This is a genomic window from Micromonospora sp. NPDC023737 (assembly GCF_040639715.1).
In the GTDB taxonomy this organism is placed as follows: Bacteria; Actinomycetota; Actinomycetes; order Mycobacteriales; family Micromonosporaceae; genus Micromonospora.
On sequence record NZ_JBFAAL010000005.1, the window covers coordinates 146,847 to 164,696 of the forward strand.

The 17,850-nt window shown below is 72.6% G+C and carries 13 protein-coding genes; 8 read left to right on the forward strand and 5 right to left on the reverse strand.

The window, feature by feature from the left end; genetic code table 11:
- Positions 1–46: 46 nt before the first annotated feature.
- A complete protein-coding gene (locus tag AB0F98_RS13970) occupies positions 47–1,345 on the reverse strand; it encodes a DUF58 domain-containing protein (RefSeq protein WP_357733934.1) in 1,299 nt (432 codons plus the stop codon).
- Position 1,346: 1 nt separating this feature from the next.
- Positions 1,347–2,399, reverse strand: a complete 1,053-nt coding sequence (locus AB0F98_RS13975) for a MoxR family ATPase (protein ID WP_357733937.1) — start codon at positions 2,397–2,399, stop codon at positions 1,347–1,349.
- A 469-nt stretch (positions 2,400–2,868) separates the two neighbouring features.
- Between AB0F98_RS13975 and leuS the strand changes: the two genes are divergently transcribed.
- Positions 2,869–5,709 carry a leucine--tRNA ligase gene (gene leuS / locus AB0F98_RS13980; protein ID WP_357733940.1) on the forward strand — a complete coding sequence of 947 codons (2,841 nt, stop codon included), beginning with the start codon at positions 2,869–2,871 and terminating at the stop codon, positions 5,707–5,709.
- Between the two features lie 245 nt (positions 5,710–5,954).
- On the opposite strand, the gene AB0F98_RS13985 is transcribed toward leuS, so the two are convergent.
- Genes AB0F98_RS13985 through AB0F98_RS13995 form a run of 3 tightly spaced genes read right to left on the reverse strand, consistent with a single transcriptional unit; the run spans position 5,955 to position 8,606 of the window.
- Entirely contained in the window at positions 5,955–6,653 is a 699-nt protein-coding gene (locus tag AB0F98_RS13985) for a VTT domain-containing protein (protein WP_357733943.1), read from the reverse strand.
- Complete coding sequence (locus AB0F98_RS13990; RefSeq protein WP_357733946.1) at positions 6,650–7,369, reverse strand: glutamine amidotransferase; 720 nt, start codon at positions 7,367–7,369, stop codon at positions 6,650–6,652. Before AB0F98_RS13990 ends, AB0F98_RS13985 begins: the two co-directional genes overlap by 4 nt.
- Entirely contained in the window at positions 7,359–8,606 is a 1,248-nt protein-coding gene (locus AB0F98_RS13995; RefSeq protein WP_357734708.1) for a MurT ligase domain-containing protein, read from the reverse strand. Before AB0F98_RS13995 ends, AB0F98_RS13990 begins: the two co-directional genes overlap by 11 nt.
- Positions 8,607–8,960: 354 nt before the next feature.
- Between AB0F98_RS13995 and mraZ the strand changes: the two genes are divergently transcribed.
- From mraZ to mraY, 7 genes are all read left to right on the forward strand, one after another.
- Positions 8,961–9,392: a division/cell wall cluster transcriptional repressor MraZ gene (mraZ, locus tag AB0F98_RS14000; protein ID WP_076467884.1), complete on the forward strand. Its 432-nt coding sequence runs from the start codon at positions 8,961–8,963 to the stop codon at positions 9,390–9,392.
- A gap of 206 nt (positions 9,393–9,598) precedes the next feature.
- Positions 9,599–10,708, forward strand: a complete 1,110-nt coding sequence (gene rsmH / locus AB0F98_RS14005) for a 16S rRNA (cytosine(1402)-N(4))-methyltransferase RsmH (RefSeq protein WP_357734711.1) — start codon at positions 9,599–9,601, stop codon at positions 10,706–10,708.
- Positions 10,705–11,310: a septum formation initiator family protein gene (locus AB0F98_RS14010; RefSeq protein WP_357733950.1), complete on the forward strand. Its 606-nt coding sequence runs from the start codon at positions 10,705–10,707 to the stop codon at positions 11,308–11,310. The genes rsmH and AB0F98_RS14010 overlap by 4 nt, the downstream gene beginning before the upstream one ends.
- Positions 11,311–11,313: 3 nt before the next feature.
- On the forward strand, positions 11,314–13,500 hold the full coding sequence (locus AB0F98_RS14015; RefSeq protein WP_357733953.1) for a penicillin-binding protein 2: 2,187 nt from the start codon (positions 11,314–11,316) through the stop codon (positions 13,498–13,500).
- 91 nt (positions 13,501–13,591) lie between these two features.
- Positions 13,592–15,118, forward strand: coding sequence for a UDP-N-acetylmuramoyl-L-alanyl-D-glutamate--2,6-diaminopimelate ligase (locus AB0F98_RS14020; RefSeq protein WP_357733956.1), 1,527 nt, complete (start codon positions 13,592–13,594; stop codon positions 15,116–15,118).
- Complete coding sequence (gene murF / locus AB0F98_RS14025) at positions 15,115–16,512, forward strand: UDP-N-acetylmuramoyl-tripeptide--D-alanyl-D-alanine ligase (RefSeq protein ID WP_357733959.1); 1,398 nt, start codon at positions 15,115–15,117, stop codon at positions 16,510–16,512. The genes AB0F98_RS14020 and murF overlap by 4 nt, the downstream gene beginning before the upstream one ends.
- On the forward strand, positions 16,509–17,633 hold the full coding sequence (gene mraY / locus AB0F98_RS14030) for a phospho-N-acetylmuramoyl-pentapeptide-transferase (protein WP_076467874.1): 1,125 nt from the start codon (positions 16,509–16,511) through the stop codon (positions 17,631–17,633). Before murF ends, mraY begins: the two co-directional genes overlap by 4 nt.
- Positions 17,634–17,850 lie beyond the last annotated feature (217 nt).

Genomic DNA, 17,850 nt, shown 5'->3' on the forward strand with positions numbered 1-17,850 from the left:
GCGGCGGCCCGAGGCTCGAGTGCGCTGAGCCGGCTGTTTCGCTCGCTCATCGCACGCCGCCGGCCACCGTCTCGGCCAGCGCGGCGCGCACCGCGAACCCTTGCGAGCCGCGGCCGGCCTGCGGCCAGATCGCCGGCAGCCGGGTGCCGTGGTCGACGCCGATCACCCGCCAACCGCTGCGCACGAGCGAGAGCGCGGCGGCGGCGTGCGCCTGCTCGGCCTCGGCGCGCGCCTTCTCGGGCAGGTTCAGCCAGGTGGAGCTGTTGACCAGGAACGCGACGCAGGTCGCGCCGTTGGCGCGCAACCCGGAGAGCAGTTCCGCCTCGGCGGTGCTCAGCGAGCCGAAGACGCCGATGATCAGGCCGCCGTCGGACCGCTGCCGGACCCGCTGCACCAGTTCGATCACCTCGGTGCGCTGGTCGAGGCGTACCTCGGCGAGCTGGTCGAGCAGGAGCCCGTCGCCGCTGCTCTCGGAGGCGTCGACGTCCGCGCCGGCCCCGGTCACCAGGCGAAGCTTGTAGCCGGCCTGGCGCAGGTGCACGGCGATGCTCGCGGTCGCGGAGACCGCCCACTCGAAGCTCGCCGTCGGGCCGTCGCCCCGGTGGCCGTACGCGCGGGTGTCGAGCAGCACCGTCGCCCGACTCTCCCAGGGCTGCTCCTCCCGGCGGACCATCAGCTCGCCGGTGCGAGCGGTCGACTTCCAGTGCACCCGGCGCAGGTCGTCACCCACCCGGTACTCCCGGGTCGCCGCGTCGTCCTCGCCGTGCACCGCCACCGAGCGGGCCCGGCTGTCGCCGCTGCCGGCGTACTCACCGGGCAGTCGCACCGAGGGCAGCGGCGTGACCTGCGGGATCACCGTCAGGTGGTCGACGCTGGGGAAAGCGCGGCTGAGTTCGCAGAGCCCGAACGGGTCGGTCAACCGCACCACCAGCGGGCCCACCTCGTAGCGGCCGCGCACGTCGGCCCGGACCGTGTACGCCACCGAACTCGCCTGGTGCGCGCCGAGCCGCTCCAACACCACCCGCGGCCGGCTGCCCAACGCGTACGGCAGCCGGTCCTCCAGGAGCAGGGTGCCGGTGGGCAGGCGGGACATGTTCTGCAGTCGCAGCACCACCCGTGAGCTCGCCCCGACCGGCACCCGGTGCGGGTCCAGTGACCGGTTGCAGGCCAGCTTGTAGCGGCTGCGGCCGACGTAGGCCGCGGCGAGCAGGGGCAGTACGGCGAGCAGCACGGCCACCCGGAGCAGGTCCTTCTCACCGAGGATGCCCGCCGAGACGGCCGCGGCCACCGCGGCTGCCAGGAACGAGCGGCCCCGGGTGGTCAGCCCGCGCAGCCCTTCACGCACGTCACGGCCTCCGCGGCTCGTACGGCCCGCGGCCGTTGCCGCTCGCCGGTCGGGTGTCGTAGGGGGAGCGCTTGCGGTCGTTCGGCAGGGGCAGCCGGTGCACCAGGTCGGAGACGATCGCGTCCGTGGTGCGCCGGGCCAGCTGCGCGTCGGCGGTGGGGATGATCCGGTGCGCCAGCACGGGCACGGCCAGCGCCTGGAGGTCGTCGGGGAGGACGTAGTCGCGGCCCTCCAGGGCAGCCACCGCGCGGGCGGTGCGCAGCAGCTGGAGGGTGGCCCGGGGGGAGGCGCCCAGCCGCAGGTCAGGAGCCTCACGGGTGGCGGTGACCAGGTCGATCGCGTACTGCTTGACCGCGTCCGCGACGTGCACCTGGCGGACCGTGGCGATCAGCTGCCGGACGGTGCCGGCGTCGGAGACCGGACGCAGCTCGTCGAGCGGGTCGGTGGCGCCGTGACCGTCGAGCATCGCCAGTTCCGCGCCGACGTCCGGGTAGCCCATCGCGATCCGGGCGGTGAACCGGTCGCGCTGCGCCTCGGGCAGCGGGTAGGTGCCCTCCATCTCGATCGGGTTCTGGGTGGCGATCACCATGAAGGGTGTCTGGAGCTGGTAGGTCACGCCGTCGACGGTGACCTGCCGTTCCTCCATGCACTCCAGCAACGCCGACTGGGTCTTCGGCGACGCCCGGTTGATCTCGTCGCCGACCACCAGGTTGGCGAAGACCGCGCCGGGGCGGAACTCGAAGTCGTGCGTCTCCTGGTTGTAGACGCTGACTCCGGTGACATCGCTGGGCAGCAGGTCCGGGGTGAACTGGATCCGGCGTACCGAGCAGTCGATGGAGCGCGCGAGGGCCTTGGCGAGCTTGGTCTTGCCGACGCCGGGGACGTCCTCGATGAGGAGGTGCCCCTCGGCGAGCAGGACCGCCAGTGCGAGGCGCACGGTCGCCGTCTTACCCTCGATGACCTGCTCGATGTTGGCCACGATGGCCTCGCTCGCGGCACGGAACTCGTCGTGCGGCAGCAGGCCGCCGACCTCGTCCCAGGTCTGTTGTGTCACGGGCCTCCTCCTCGTCGCCGGAACGGCAGCTCTGTTAAGAGCAGCTGGACCCGTCGTTGGGTTCGCGACGCCGAGCCTCGTCTGCCGCAGAAATCTCACTGGCCTCTCAGGCTAACCATGTTTGTCGTTATCGCCGACCCCTGCGGTCAGACCGCCGGTTACGCCCCGAATATTCGTCAGGTTGGGGGAACCGTACGGCAGCCGGTTCGGGGTATCCCAGTAGGCTGGCCGCCCGGCGTCCCGAGGCGTGGTAGCGGGGCACCGGCAGCCCCGGACCTGGGGGTACACTGCGGGCATGGCCGGAGTCTTCCTGCTTCTTACCGAGCCGTGCTGATGCGCTGAGCGCGCGACAGCACGGCGGCCCCTCCTGCGTGAGGGGCTTTTTTGTGCCCGTCGTCCGCCAGTGGGCGGGCGGGCAGCATCAGCAGACCGCACGAGACGACCGCGCCGAGCGACGCGAGGAGACGCGATGAGTGAGGCAGCCGCACCGGCGGGCGACATCCCCCCGTTCCGGTACACCGCGGCCCTGGCCAACGATATCGAGCACCGTTGGCAGGACCACTGGGAGCGGGAGGGAACCTTCCACGCCCCCAACCCGACCGGGCCGCTGGCCGACCCCGGCCACCCTCGGGCGGGCGCGGAGAAGCTCTACGTGCTGGACATGTTCCCCTACCCGTCCGGAGCGGGCCTGCACGTCGGCCACCCGCTGGGCTACATCGGCACCGACAGCTTCGCCCGCTACCAGCGGATGGCCGGCCGCAACGTGCTGCACGCGATGGGCTTCGACGCGTTCGGCCTGCCCGCCGAGCAGTACGCGGTGCAGACCGGCACCCACCCGCGTACCACCACCGTGGCGAACATCGAGCGGTACAAGGCGCAGCTGCGCCGGCTGGGGCTGGCCCACGACGAGCGCCGGTCGGTCGCCACCATCGACGTCGACTTCTACCGCTGGACCCAGTGGATCTTCCTGCAGATCTTCAACGCCTGGTACGACCAGGACGCGAAGAAGGCCCGGCCGATCGCCGAGCTGGTCGCGGAGTTCGAGGGCGGCAACCGGCCGACGCCGGACGGCCGCCCCTGGGCGGAGCTGTCCGTGGCCGAGCGCCGGAGCATCGTCGACGACCACCGGCTGGCGTACGTCTCGGAGGCGCCGGTGAACTGGTGCCCGGGCCTGGGCACCGTGCTGGCCAACGAGGAGGTCACCGCCGACGGCCGCTCCGAGCGGGGCAACTTCCCGGTCTTCAAGCGGAACCTGAAGCAGTGGATGATGCGGATCACCGCGTACGGTGACCGGCTGCTGGAGGACCTGGACAAGCTGGACTGGCCCGAGGCGATCAAGCTGATGCAGCGCAACTGGATCGGCCGGTCGCAGGGGGCGCACATCGACTTCCCGACGACGGCCGAGCCGGTCCGCGTGTTCACGACCCGGCCGGACACGATCTTCGGGGCCACCTACATGGTGCTGGCGCCGGAGCACGAGCTGGTCGACCCGCTGGTGCCCGCGGCCTGGCCGGAGGGCACTCGGGAGGCCTGGACGGGCGGGCACACCAGCCCGCGCGCTGCCGTCGAGGCGTACCGCAAGGCGGCCGCGGCCAAGACCGACGTCGAGCGGCAGGCCGAGACGAAGGAGAAGACCGGCGTCTTCATCGGGGCGTACGCCACCAACCCGGTCACCGGTGCACAGATCCCGATCTTCATCGCGGACTACGTGCTGGCGGGCTACGGCACCGGCGCGATCATGGCGGTGCCGGCCCAGGACGAGCGGGACTGGGCGTTCGCCGAGGTCTTCGACCTGCCCATCGTCCGCACGGTGCAGCCTTCCGAGGGCTTCGACGGCAAGGCGTACACCGGGGACGGGCCGGCGATCAACAGCGCCGCGCCCGACCGTGGCCTGGACCTGAACGGCCTGGGGGTCGCCGACGCCAAGGCCCGGATCATCGAGTGGCTGGAGGCGAACGGCCACGGCCGCGGCGCTGTCACCTACCGGCTGCGGGACTGGCTGTTCAGCCGGCAGCGCTACTGGGGCGAGCCGTTCCCGATCGTGTACGACGAGACCGGCGCCGCGATCGCGCTGCCCGAGGAGATGCTGCCGGTCGAGCTGCCCGAGGTGGACGACTTCTCGCCGAAGACGTTCGACCCGGACGACGCGAACTCGAACCCGGAGACCCCGCTGTCCCGGCGCCGGGACTGGGTCGAGGTCGAGCTGGACCTGGGTGACGGCCCGAAGCGGTACACCCGGGAGACCAACGTGATGCCGCAGTGGGCCGGCTCCTGCTGGTACGAACTGCGCTACCTGGACCCGACCAACGCCGACCGGTTCGTCGACGCGGAGAACGAGCGGTACTGGATGGGCCCGCGCGGCGAGGGCGACAGCGGCGGCACCGACCTGTACGTGGGCGGCGCCGAGCACGCCGTGCTGCACCTGCTGTACGCCCGCTTCTGGCACAAGGTGCTGTACGACCTGGGCCACGTCTCCAGCGTCGAGCCGTTCCGCCGGCTGTTCAACCAGGGCATGATCCAGGCGTACGCCTACACCGACTCCCGGGGCAGCTATGTGCAGGCCGCCGAGGTGGTCGAGCGCGACGGCGGCTACTTCCTGGGCGACGCCGCGGTCAACCGTGAGTACGGCAAGATGGGCAAGTCCCTGCGGAACGTCGTCACGCCGGACGAGATGTGCGCGGCGTACGGCGCGGACACGTTCCGGGTCTACGAGATGTCGATGGGCCCGCTGGAGGTGTCCCGCCCGTGGGAGACCCGGGCGGTGATCGGCTCGTTCCGCTTCCTGCAGCGGGTGTGGCGGGCGGTCGTCGACGAGCAGACCGGTGCGCTGCGGGTCACCGAGGACCCGGCTGACGAGGACACCCGGCGGCTGCTGCACAAGGTGATCGACGGCGTACGCGGCGACATGGAGGGGATCCGGTTCAACACCGCGATCGCCAAACTGATCGAGCTGACCAACGCGCTGACCCGGCTGCCGGCCACCCCCCGCGAGGTGGCCGAGCCGCTGGTGCTGATGCTGGCGCCGTTCGCCCCGCATGTCGCCGAGGAGCTGTGGCGGCGGATGGGGCACGACAGCTCGCTGGCGTACGCGGACTTCCCGGTGGCCGACCCCGCGCTGCTGGTGGCCGAGACGGTGACCTACCCGGTGCAGGTCAACGGCAAGGTGCGTGGCCGGGTCGAGGTGCCGGCCGACGCGTCGGAGGAGACGGTCCGCGCGGCCGCCCTGGAGGCGGTGGCCGGCAGCCTGGCCGGCAAGGAGCCGCGCAAGGTCATCGTGGTTGCCGGGCGCATGGTCTCCGTGGTCGCCTGAGCCACTCCTTCCCGGTCAGGCCCGCCGCTGCGGGTCTGACCGGGAAGGCGCCGGGGCGCGGCCTGGTGGTGCGCGCACGAGCGCGACGACTCACAGCTATATATGTGCCGCAGAGGTATCGCTGTCGCCGCAGGCACCGGTTCGCGGGGCCGCGTGTCCCAGCCGGTCAGCCGGCACCGGACCCGATCGGCAGCGGCCCGGTCCCGGATGTCTCGGTAGCCGGGTAGCCGCCGGATCAGCCGCGTCTACCGGCCGACGGGTCGTCCCTGCGCGGTGCGCCGGCTTCGCTCCGCCCGCCACAGCCTTCGGACCAGCACCGCGCCGGCGATCAGGCCGAGGCCGGCGGGGGCCACGGCGAACCACTGGACGTCACCCGGCGAGGTGACCGCGGCGCCGATGGCCGCGTAGCCGAACGCGCTCGGCACGGCGGCGATCACGCTGCCGGCGAGGAACGGCAGCGGACGTGCCCCGGTGGTGCCGTAGCCGTAACTGACCAGCCCGAACCCGGCGATCGGCAGCAGCCGTACGGTGATCACCCCGAGCACGTTCTGCCGGGCGAACCAGCCGTCGAGGCGGGCCAGTCGACCGCGCACCCGTGCGGCGACGAACTCCCGCCCCAGCAGCCGGCCGACCGTGAATCCGATGGCGGCCGCCACCAACGCCGCGGTCAGCGCGTACCCGGCGCCCTCGAACGGGCCGAAGATCGCCCCCGAGGCGAGGGTGATGAACGTACGCGGAACGAGGGCGACCAGTAGCAGCGCGCCGGCGAGGACCGCCGCGACCGGCGTGAAGCCACCGAGCCGGTCGGCCAGCCCGGGCAGCGCGGACGGATCCGGCCGGGGCACCACGAGCAGCAGCGCACCGCAGGCCGCGACCAGGAGCACCAGCAGCGTGAACCGGACGGCCGACGGTTGCCGCAGCAGCCGCCGGACGGCGGGGATCATGCTCGGGCGGCGGCCACCGCGGCGCGGCGCTCGGACCGGAGCCGGTCGGGCCAGGTGTCGTCCAACGGTGGCAGCTGGTGGATGCCGGTGGCCCAGCGCAGCAGCAGGTCGGCGAGGGCCGGGTTACGGGCCAGCGCGGGCCCGTGCGAGTACGTCCCGAGCAGCTTGCCGCGCCACGCGCCCTCGCTGGCGCCGTCGTTGCCGACGCCGGCGGTGACCCGGGCCAGCGGGGAGACGCTCGGCCCGAGGTGGGTACGACCGCCGTGGTTCTCGAAGCCGCTCAGCGGCGGCAACCCCAACCGGGCGTCGATGTCACCGGTCAGCTCGCCGACGGCCCGCGTCTCGCCCCGGTCGGAGGTGATGTCGAGCAGCTCCAGCCCGGCGCACTTGGTGCCCTTGGCGAAGAACGAGTTGCCGAGCAGCTGGTAGCCGGCGCAGACCCCGAACACGACCGAGCCCTGCGCGACGGCGCGGTGCAGCGAGCCGTCGGCGATCAGCCGTTGCGCGCCCAACGCCTGCGGGCCGTCCTCGCCGCCGCCGACGAGGTAGATGTCGGCGGTCGCGGGCAGGCGCTGGTCGGAGCGAACCTCCAGCACCTCGACGGGCAGGCCGCGCTGACGCGCCCGCCGGGCGAGGATCAGGGCGTTGCCCCGGTCGCCGTAGGTGGAGAGCAGGTCGGGGTAGACCCAGACGATGCGCAGGCTCTCAGTTGACACGGTCCAACTCCGCTCGGATGTCCTGGAACGCGGTGTAGTTGGCGATCACCTCGAGGCGCCCCGGGGGCACCGCGCGGATCGCCTCGTTGAAGCTGCGTACGTGCTGGAACGGCACGTCGTTGACGTCGAGCCGGACGGCCAGGTCGTACGCCCGGTCGCCGGTGATCAGCACCTGCCGTCCGCGCAGCGGGGCGAAGTCGACGTCGAAGAGCCACGAGGTGTCGAGCCCGTCGGGGTCCCGCGCGTTGATCGACAGCAGGGTGGGCGCCAGGTCGGCCATGTCGAACGCCTCCAGCCAGCTGGCCGGGTTCTTGGCGAGCAGCAGCCGGACGAGGCGGCCGTCCTTCTCGACCTGGGCGTAGCGGCCGGCGACCGAGGTGACGCTGGACAGCCGGGACACCGCGTCGACGGGTCGTACGCCGAACTCCGCGGCCACCGCGAGGGCGGTCGCCGCGTTGCCGACGTTGACCTTGCCGGGCAGTTGGAGGGAGACCTTGTGCCACGCGCCCGTCGGGTCGAGCACGCCGTCGTCCTCCACCGTCCACTGCGGGTCGGGGCGGCGTAGCGGGCAGCCGGTGCACCACCACTGCTCGCCGGAGCGCTGGATGGTGGAGCCGCACTCGGGGCAGACCCACGAGTCCTCGTGCCAGCGCTGCCCGGCGCTGAACCAGGTCACCTGGGGCGGGTTGATCCGGTGGTCGTGGTTGGGCGGCGGGGTGGCCGCCCAGACGACCATCGGGTCGTCTGCGTTGGCCACCACCCGCACGTCCTGGTGCCGGACCAGCGCGGCACGCCAGAGCTGCGCCATCATGGCGACCTCCTTGGCGCGGTCGAGCTGGTCGCGGGAGAGGTTGAGCAGCGCCACCACGTGCGGTTCGGTGGCCTCCAGCACCTGGGCCAGGTAGTGCTCGTCGACCTCGAGCACGGCGTAGGGGGTGCTGCCCGCCTTGGCGAGCGCGGAGGTGTGGCCGGTGGGCATGTTGGCGCCGAAGGAGTTGGTGGCGACCTTGCCGAGTACGCCGACCGCCGCCGCAGCGAGCCGGGTGGTGGTCGTCTTGCCGTTGGTACCGGAGATGAGGGCGATCGCGCGACCGGCGGCGAGGTGCGCGAGCAGGTCCGGGTCGATCTTGAGTCCGATCCATCCGCCGATCACCGAGCCGTCACCCCGGCCCGCGGCCCGGGACAGCGCCGCGGCGGTCCGGGACACGGAGCTGGCCACCTTCGCCCGCAGGGGCATCTTCGCGTCCGTCACGCGAGCGAGGTTACCGGACCATCGGTCCCGCCAGATTGGCACCGAGGGCGAACCGTTCGGCCGGGGAGCTGTCGCGGCCGGATGATTCTGCCTCCGCCGGACGGAGTCGATCAATGTCGGAAAGCGGACGCGGCCGGTGGGCCGCTCCGGCCCTCCACTCCGCCCCACCCGTTGTGACGTGCGGTTTTAGGCGTGGATCGGCCGCGCCACGCGGGCGATTCTGGTTGCAGGTGGAGGGAAGTGGAGTAGAGTGGGGCCCAATGGTGAGGCCGGGAGGGCCCACCGGCCCGGGGGGTCAGCGGCGCCGCGAACGCCGCTCAGGGGCGAGGGGGTTGGGCCGTGTTTCTCGGCACCCACACTCCGCGCCTGGACGACAAAGGCCGGTTGATCCTTCCGGCGAAGTTCCGGGATGAGCTGGCGGGGGGTGTCGTGATCACAAAAGGGCAGGAGCGCTGCCTCTACGTGTTCCCGATGCCCGAGTTCCAGCGGATCGCGGAGCAGTTGCGCGCTCAACCGATGACGAGCAAGGCGGCCCGGGCCTACAGCCGGGTCTTCTTCGCCAGCGCGCACGACGAGGTTCCGGACAAGCAGGGCCGGGTGACCATCCCGTCCCACCTACGGGAATACGCGGCGCTCGACCGGGACCTGGTCGTGATCGGCGCGAGCACCCGGGTGGAGATCTGGGACAAGGCCGCCTGGGAGAGCTACCTCGCTGAGAGCGAAGACGAGTTCGCCGACATCGAGGAGGGGGTGCTGCCCGGCGGTCTGTAGGGCGGACGGCGCCCGGCGTACTGCGAGATCTCCAGCCGCTTTCGAGTTCCTGGCACCCCTTCCCCGGTGCCAGGCGCACGATCTCTCGGGGGGCCCGCGGCCTCGCGACGGGCGGGGGAGCGGATGGGGATCTGGCGGTACGACGGCAAGGCGCCGGCCGACGCGGGCGCGAGAAGAAAGCACGGTAACCAGCGGTGGGGGTCAACATGGGGGAGCTACGCGGCACGCACGTGCCGGTGCTGCTCGAGAGGTGTCTCGAGCTGCTGGCCCCCGCGCTGGGTCGGGGTGACCGGACGGTCCACGTCGACGCCACTCTGGGGCTGGGCGGGCACGCCGAGGCGGTGCTCGAGGCGCATCCGCAGACGATTCTGATCGGACTGGACCGGGACACCGAGGCGCTGGCTCACGCACGCGTACGGCTGGCGCGCTTCGCCGACCGGATCCACCTCGAGCACGCGGTCTACGACGAGTTGCCCGATGTGCTCGACCGGTTGGGTTACCCGGGGGTCGACGGGGTCCTGTTCGACCTGGGGGTCTCGTCGCTGCAACTGGACGCGCCCGACCGCGGGTTCGCGTACGCGCAGGACGCGCCGCTGGACATGCGGATGGACCAGACCCGGGGGGTGACCGCCGAAGAGGTGGTCAACACGTACGGCCACCCCGAGCTGGCACGGGTGCTGCGGGTGTACGGCGAGGAGAAGTTCGCCGGGCGGATCGCCTCGGCGATCATCCGGGAACGGGAACGCGCACGGATCACCTCGTCGGCCCGGCTCGCGGAGCTGATCCGGGATGCCATTCCGGCACCAGCCCGACGAACCGGTGGACACCCGGCAAAGAGAACGTTTCAGGCTTTGAGGATCGAGGTAAACAGGGAGCTGGCGGCGCTGGAGACGGCGCTGCCGGCCGCACTCGACGCGCTCAACGTGGGCGGTCGCATGGTGGTCCTGTCCTACCACTCGCTGGAGGACCGGCTCACCAAGGCGGCGCTCGCCGATCGGGTCCGCAGCACGGGCCCGATCGACCTCCCGGTCGAGCTGCCGGGGACCGGCCCGACGTTCCGGCTGCTGAGCCGGGGCGCCGAGCTGCCCGGGGAGCTCGAGGTCGCCGCGAACCCGCGCGCCGCCTCGGTGCGGCTGCGGGCCGCGGAGCGCATCGACCCGGACGCGCAGCAGCAGGAGCGGACCGACCGCGAACGGTCCCGCCGGCGCGTCAAGGCGATGAACCAACCGGGAACGGGGTCCGTGCGATCCGTGGGGGATCGCCGGCGGGCGCCGGGGGACGGGACAGGGACGGACGTAGAGGGGGAGGGGACATGAACGTTGACGGGCGCGAGCGCCGGGACTTCACCGGCGTCGGACAGCGCGCACCGCGGTCGGGGGGCCGGATCGCGGCGGAGCGGGTCGGCCGCGTCGGAAACGGTACGTCTCGCACGGACCGGGTGAACCGGCAGGGGGAGTCTCGGGCGCGGGGGGCGCGCGAGTTCCCGACCCAGGGCAGTGCCGCGCTGCGGCCGGAGCAGGGGAGTGGCCCGAGTGCCGCTCGCCCGCCGCGGCTGCGGGTGGCGCCGCCACCGCCGATGTCGGTGCCGCGGGCGCCGTTCGCGGCGCTGATCGTGGTGCTGGTGGTCGGTGGGGTGCTCGGCATCCTGCTGGTCAACACCAAGATCAATGAGAATGCGTTCAAGTTGGAGAAGCTGCAGCAGCAGCAGGCCCGGCTGGACCTGGAGCAGGAGCAGCTCAAGAAGCAGATCGCCGACGCCGAGGCGCCGGGCAACCTGGTCGCCCAGGCGCGCAGGCTCGGGCTGGTCGAGTCGGGCGAGCCGGCGTACATCCGCCTGCCGGACGGCCGGACCATCGGCGTGCCGCAGCCGGCCACCGGCTCGCCGTCGGTGACCAGCCAGCAGGGCGCGGGGCGCTGACCGGTGCCGCCGAGGTCGGACGATCCGCGCCGCGACGACCGGCGCGGATCGTCCCGGGAGGGCGTGGGCCGGGGCGCCGGTGAGCCGGGCGGAGGAATCTCCGGGGCTCGGGCGTACACCCCTCGGGGGCGCACCATCCGGGAGGAGCACGACCGGGCACCGCGCGGTGGCGGGGCGGAACAGCGGCGCACCCCGCGCGGCACCCGGTCGGGCGATCCGTTCCGGCCGGCCCTGCAGGTGCTCGACGGCGGCCGCGCCGGAGCCGCCCGGGCGGCCCGGCGCGACGCGGCGGCCGCCGGTCGCTCCGGCGTGGTCCGCACCGTGCAGGCCCGCATTCCGGGCAACCCGACCCACGAGCCGTCGGCGCCCCGCCGCCGCACCGCGCCCCGCCCGCAACGCCGCCCGGACCGGCCCGCCGGGCGCCGCCCGTCGCGCAAGCCGCCGAGGCCGCCGAAGCTCGCCGATTCGCGGCTGCGACTGCGCCTGGGCACCGTGCTCACCCTGGCGCTCTTCGTGGTCATCGGAATCCGGCTGGTCGTCCTGCAGGCGGTGGACGCACCCGCGTACGCCGGCGGCGGCGTCGCGGACCGGACCCGGACGGTGGACCTACCGGCACCGCGCGGGGCGATCTACGACCGCGACGGCGCGATGCTCGCGCACAGCGTGGAGGCCCGGTACGTGTTCGCCGACCCGACGATGATCGAGGATCCGGCGGGCACCGCGAAGGCCCTCTCACCGCTGCTGGGCATCTCGGTCTCCAAGCTGACCGAACTCATGCAGCCGCGCAAGCTGGAGAACGGCAACGACTCGAGCTTCGAGTACCTGGCCCGGGGAGTCGAGATCGGCGTCGCCAAGCAGGTGCAGGCGCTGGAGCTGCCCGGTATCGGCGTGCACCGTGACGAGCGGCGTGAGGTGCCCGGCGGCGACCTGGCCGCCAACCTCCTCGGCTTCACCAGCCAGGACATGGTCGGACTCGAGGGTCTGGAGGCCCGCTACGACGACCTGCTGCGGGGCGAGGACGGCAAGCGCGTCTACGAGGCCGGCCGCCGCGACCTGGCCGCCCCGATCCCCGGTGGGTACAGCGAGACGACTCCGCCCAAGCCGGGCAGTTCTCTGCAACTCACCATCCAACGCGACCTGCAGTACATGACGCAGGTGATCCTCAGCCGGCACATGGCGCAGGCGCGCAACGCCACCGGCGCGGCAGTGGTGATCGACGTGGCCACCGGCGACGTGCTGGCCCAGGCGAGCGATCCCACGTACAACGCGGCCAAGCCGGGGGCGAGCAGCCCGGTCGCCCGCGAGGACGTGGCGAGCAGCTTCGTGGTCGAACCCGGCTCGGTGCACAAGGCGATCACCTTCGGCGCGGCGCTCCAGGAGGGGGTGATCACCCCGGACACCACGCTGCCGATCGAGAACAGCATCGAGAAGGGCGACACCCCGTTCTCCGACACCCACCCGGCGAACGGACGGCGGATGAGCCTCGCCGGGATGCTCGCGTACTCGTCGAACGTCGGCACTATCAAGATCGCCGACAAGCTGGGCCGGGAACGGCTCATCGACTACCAACGCCGGTTCGGCCTGGGACAGCCGACCGGAGAGGGCATGCCGGGGGAGGCGAGCGGCCGGCTGCTGCCCGCGGACGAGTGGAGCGAGTCGTCGTACGGCTCGGTGCCGATCGGGCACAGCGTGGACGCCACCCCGTTGCAGATGGCCGCCGCGTACGCCGCCATCGCCAACGACGGCACGTACATCCAGCCGCACCTCATCAAGGAGGTCATCGGGCCGGACGGCCAGCGGACGCCGGCCAAGGCGCCGGTCACCCGCCCGGTGCTGAGCCCGCGGAACGCTCAGGCGCTGCGCACCCTGCTGGAGGCGGTCACCACCGTCGACGGGGCGACCGGCCTGGCGGCCGCGGTGCCGGGATTCCGGGTGGCCGGCAAGACCGGCACCGGCTGGCGGCTGGTGGACGGGAAGAAGCAGCCCGGCGAGGTCTCCTCGTTCATCGGCATGGCGCCGGCCGAGAAGCCCCGCTACGTGATCGCCGTGTTCGCGTACGTCCCGGCCGGCGGGGGCGCCGCGATCGCCGGGCCGGCGTTCAAGGAGATGATGCAGTTCACTCTCCGTCACTACAAGGTGCCACCCTCGACGACGAGCAAGTCGCCCGAGTTCGTGGTCTATCCGCGCTGAGCAGGCACGGCGGGACATCATCGGTGAGTGGGGACGAACCACCGGGGCGGCTGTGCGGCCGGCGCCGGACGACCGGGTAGGGTCTGACGCCGTGTCCGGCAATCCTCGCCCCCGTACGGTCACCGGCACCCGGCTCGGCGACCTCGCAGCCCGGCTCACAGTCGAGCCGCCGGCCGATACCGCCGACGTGGTGGTGACCGGCATCACACACGCCAGCCAGGAGGTCCGCCCCGGCGACCTGTACGCGGCGCTGCCCGGCGCCCGCCGGCACGGCGCCGAGTTCGCCGCCGGTGCGGCCGCCGCCGGCGCGGTGGCCGCGCTGACCGACCCGGCCGGTGCGGCCGCGGTCGCGGCGGCCGGCCTGCCGGCCCTCGTGGTGCCCGACCCCCGAGCGGTGCTCGGCGCGCTCGCCGCCGCCGTCTACGGCGACCCGACCGCCGGGCTGGCCGTGATCGGGGTGACCGGCACCGCCGGCAAGACCTCGACGGCCTACCTGATCGAGTCCGGGCTACGCGCCGCGGGGCACACCACCGGCTTGATCGGGACGGTGGAGACCCGCCTCGGCGACCTGGTGATCGACAGTGTGCGGACCACCCCGGAGGCGACGGACCTGCACGCCATGCTGGCCGCCGCGCGCGAGCGCGGGGTGACCGCCGTGGTGATGGAGGTGTCCAGCCACGCGCTGGCCATGGGCCGCGTCGGTGGGGTCAGCTTCGCCGTCGGCGGTTACACCAACTTCGGCTCCGACCACCTCGACTTCCACGCCGACTCGGCGGACTACTTCGCCGCCAAGGCGCAGCTGTTCGACGGACGCTGCGGGGTCGAGGTGCTCAACCACGACGACCCGGCGCTGCGATCGCTGTTCAAACCCGCCACGGTCAGCTACTCGGCCTCCGGTGACCGGGACGCGACCTGGTGGGCCGACGGGATCGGTGGCGAGGGCTACGCACAGCGTTTCACCGTGCACGGTCCGGACGGGCTCACCCTGCCCGGAAGCGTGGCGCTGCCGGGCCGGCACAACGTGGCCAACGCTCTGCTCGCCATCGCCGCGCTGACGGCGGTCGGGGTGGAAGCGGGCACGGCGATCGCCGGGGTGGCCGCGTGCGGCGGCGTACCGGGCCGGCTGGAACTGGTCACCCCCGCTGACGCGCCCGTCCGCGGGGTGGTCGACTACGCGCACAAACCGGACGCGATCGTGGCCGCTCTGGCCGCGCTGCGTGAACTGAGCACCGGTCGGCTGATCTGCGTGATCGGCGCCGGTGGGGACCGGGATCGGGGCAAGCGGCCGGTGATGGGCGCTGCCGCCGCGGAGGGGGCCGACGTGGTGCTGGTGACCGATGACAACCCGAGGACCGAGGATCCGGCCGCCATCCGCGCCGAGGTCCTCGCCGGTGCCCGGCAGGCCGGCACCACGGCCCGGATCGCCGAGGTGGCCGGCCGCCGGGCGGCGATCGACGAGGCGGTACGGCTGGCCGACCCGGGCGACGTGATCGCGCTGCTCGGCAAGGGCCACGAGCGCGGGCAGGAGGTGGCCGGCGAGGTGTTGCCGTTCGTCGACCACACGGAGCTGGCCGACGCGCTGCGCGCCCGCTTCGGCGATGTGGCGGGTCACCGGTGATCCCGCTGACGCTGGCCGAGGTGGCCACCGCGGTCGACGGCCGGCTCGTCGGCGCCGACCCGGACGTCCGGGTCACCGGCTCGGTCGAGTTCGACTCGCGCAAGGTGAACGCCGGCGGGATCTTCGTCGCCTTCCCCGGTGAGAAGGTCGACGGGCACGACTTCGCCGAGGGGGCCGTCGAGGCCGGCGTGGTGGCCGTTCTCGGCACCCGGGAGGTGCCCGGTGTGCCGATGGTGCTGGTCGACGACGCGCGGGACGCAATGGGCCGGCTGGCCCGCGCGGTGGTCGACCGGCTGCCGCAACTGACAGTGGTCGGGCTGACCGGTTCCTCCGGCAAGACCACCACCAAGGACCTCATCGCCCAGCTCACCGCCCGCCTCGGTGCCACGGTCGCGCCTCCCGGCTCGTTCAACAACGAGCTGGGGCACCCGTACACGGCGCTGAAGGCCGGGCCGGATACCCGTTACCTGGTGATGGAGAAGGGCGCCCGCGGGATCGGGCACGTGCGTTACCTCTGCGAGCTGGTGCCGCCCCGGATCTCCGTGGTGCTCAACGTCGGGACGTCGCACATCGGCGGGTTCGGCTCGCAGGCGAACATCGCCCTGGCCAAGGGGGAGCTGGTCGAGGCGCTGCCGGCCGACGGCCTGGCGGTGCTCAACGCCGACGACCCGCTGGTGGCCGCGATGGCGTCCCGCACCGACGCCCGGGTGGTCTTCTACGGTGAGGCGGCGGACGCCGACGTGCGGGCCGAGGACGTCGTGCTGGACGAGCGGGGACGTGGGTCGTACACCCTGGTCACCCCGGAGGGGCGCGCGCCGGTGCGGCTCGGCCTGACCGGCCGCCACCAGGTCTCCAACACGCTCGCCGCCGCGGCGGTGGCCCGGGAGCTGGGCATGCCGCTCACCGAGCTGGCGCAGGCGCTGGGCGAGCTGGGGCTGATGTCGACCCGGCGGATGGACGTCTTCGACCGTCCCGACGGGGTGACCGTCATCGACGACTCGTACAACGCCAATCCGGCCTCGATGTCGGCGGCGCTCAAGGCGCTGGCCGCCCTGGGCGGCGGGCGGCGTACCGTCGCGGTGCTCGGATACATGGCCGAGCTCGGCCCGTACGAGTACGACGGTCACGCGGAGGTCGGCCGGCTCGCGGCCGAGCTGGGCGTCGACCGGCTGCTCGTGGTGGGCGAGTCGGCCGCGCCGATCCACGAAGGCGCGACAGCGGTAGGCAACTGGGGAGGAGAGTCGGTGCTGCTCACCGATCAGGCGGCAGCCGTCGAGGTGCTGCGGGGGGAGCTACGGCCGGGCGACGTCGTCCTGGTCAAGGGCTCCCGGTACCGCACCTGGGAGGTGGCCGACGCGCTACGCGCGCCGGCCAGTGGGGAGACCACCGCATGAGGGCGGTAATCGTCGCCGTCGGCGTGGCGTTCCTGATCTCGCTCTTCTGCACCCCGATCGCGATCAAGGTCTTCACGCGGCTCAAGGCCGGTCAGCCGATCCGGGCCGAGGGCCCGGCCATGCACCAGGGCAAGAAGGGCACGCCGACGATGGGCGGCGTGGTCTTCATCCTGGCCACGGTCATCGCGTACGTAGCGGGGCACCTCGCCCTGACCACGCTGCCCGATCTGCAGATCGCCCAGGTCGAGCCGACCATCACGGCGCTGGTGCTGCTGGGGCTGATGGTGTTCTCCGGCGCGGTCGGCTTCATCGACGACTTCCTCAAGGTGCGCAAGCGGCACAGCGGCGGCCTCAACAAGCGCGGCAAGCTGCTGGGCCAGATCCTGGTCGGCGCCGTCTTCGGCGTCGTGGCGCTCTACTTCCCGAGCACCATGACCGACGCGAAGGGCACCGCGACCAACACCGAGACGGTCGGCAGTACGACGTTGAGCTTCATCCGGGACATCCCGGCGCTGGAACTCACGAAGGTCGGCGCCGTGATCCTCTTCATCTTCGTGGTGATGGCGGCGACCAACGGGGTCAACCTCACCGACGGCCTGGACGGTCTCGCCACCGGCGCCTCGGTGATGGTCCTCGCCGCGTACGCGCTGATCGCGTTCTGGCAGTACCGCCACTGGTGTGCCGACCCGAGCTACACCCGGGACTACTGCTACACGGTCCGTGACCCGCTGGAGATCGCGCTGATCGCCGGGGCGGCGGCCGGGGCCTGCGTCGGCTTCCTGTGGTGGAACACCTCGCCGGCCCGGATCTTCATGGGCGACACGGGGGCGCTGGGCCTCGGCGGTCTGATCGCCGGCATGGCGATGTCCACCCGGACCATCATGCTGCTGCCGATCATCGGCGGCCTCTTCGTGATCATCACGATGTCCGTCGTGATCCAGATCATCTCGTTCAAGACCACGGGCAAGCGCGTGTTCCGGATGTCGCCCCTGCAGCACCACTTCGAACTGGCGGGGTGGAGCGAGGTCAACATCGTGGTCCGGTTCTGGATCATCGCGGGCATCTGCGTGGCCATCGCGCTGGGCCTCTTCTACAGCGAGTACCTGGCCAACGTCACCTGAGCCGACCGGTCGGGTCGTCCGACGCGTTGACGGGCCCCCTGCTGTGCGGAACACGCCGGCAGGGGGCCCGACGTCCATCCCGACACGCCGAGGGGGCGGTTGCGAGGGCAGCCGGGCGGCGTAGCCGCCATGATGTCCGGGTGGGGGAGGGACGAGGCACCGGCGGCACGAGCCAGGCCCGGCCCCGGCGGGAGCCGGGCGGCGGGCGTACACCGGA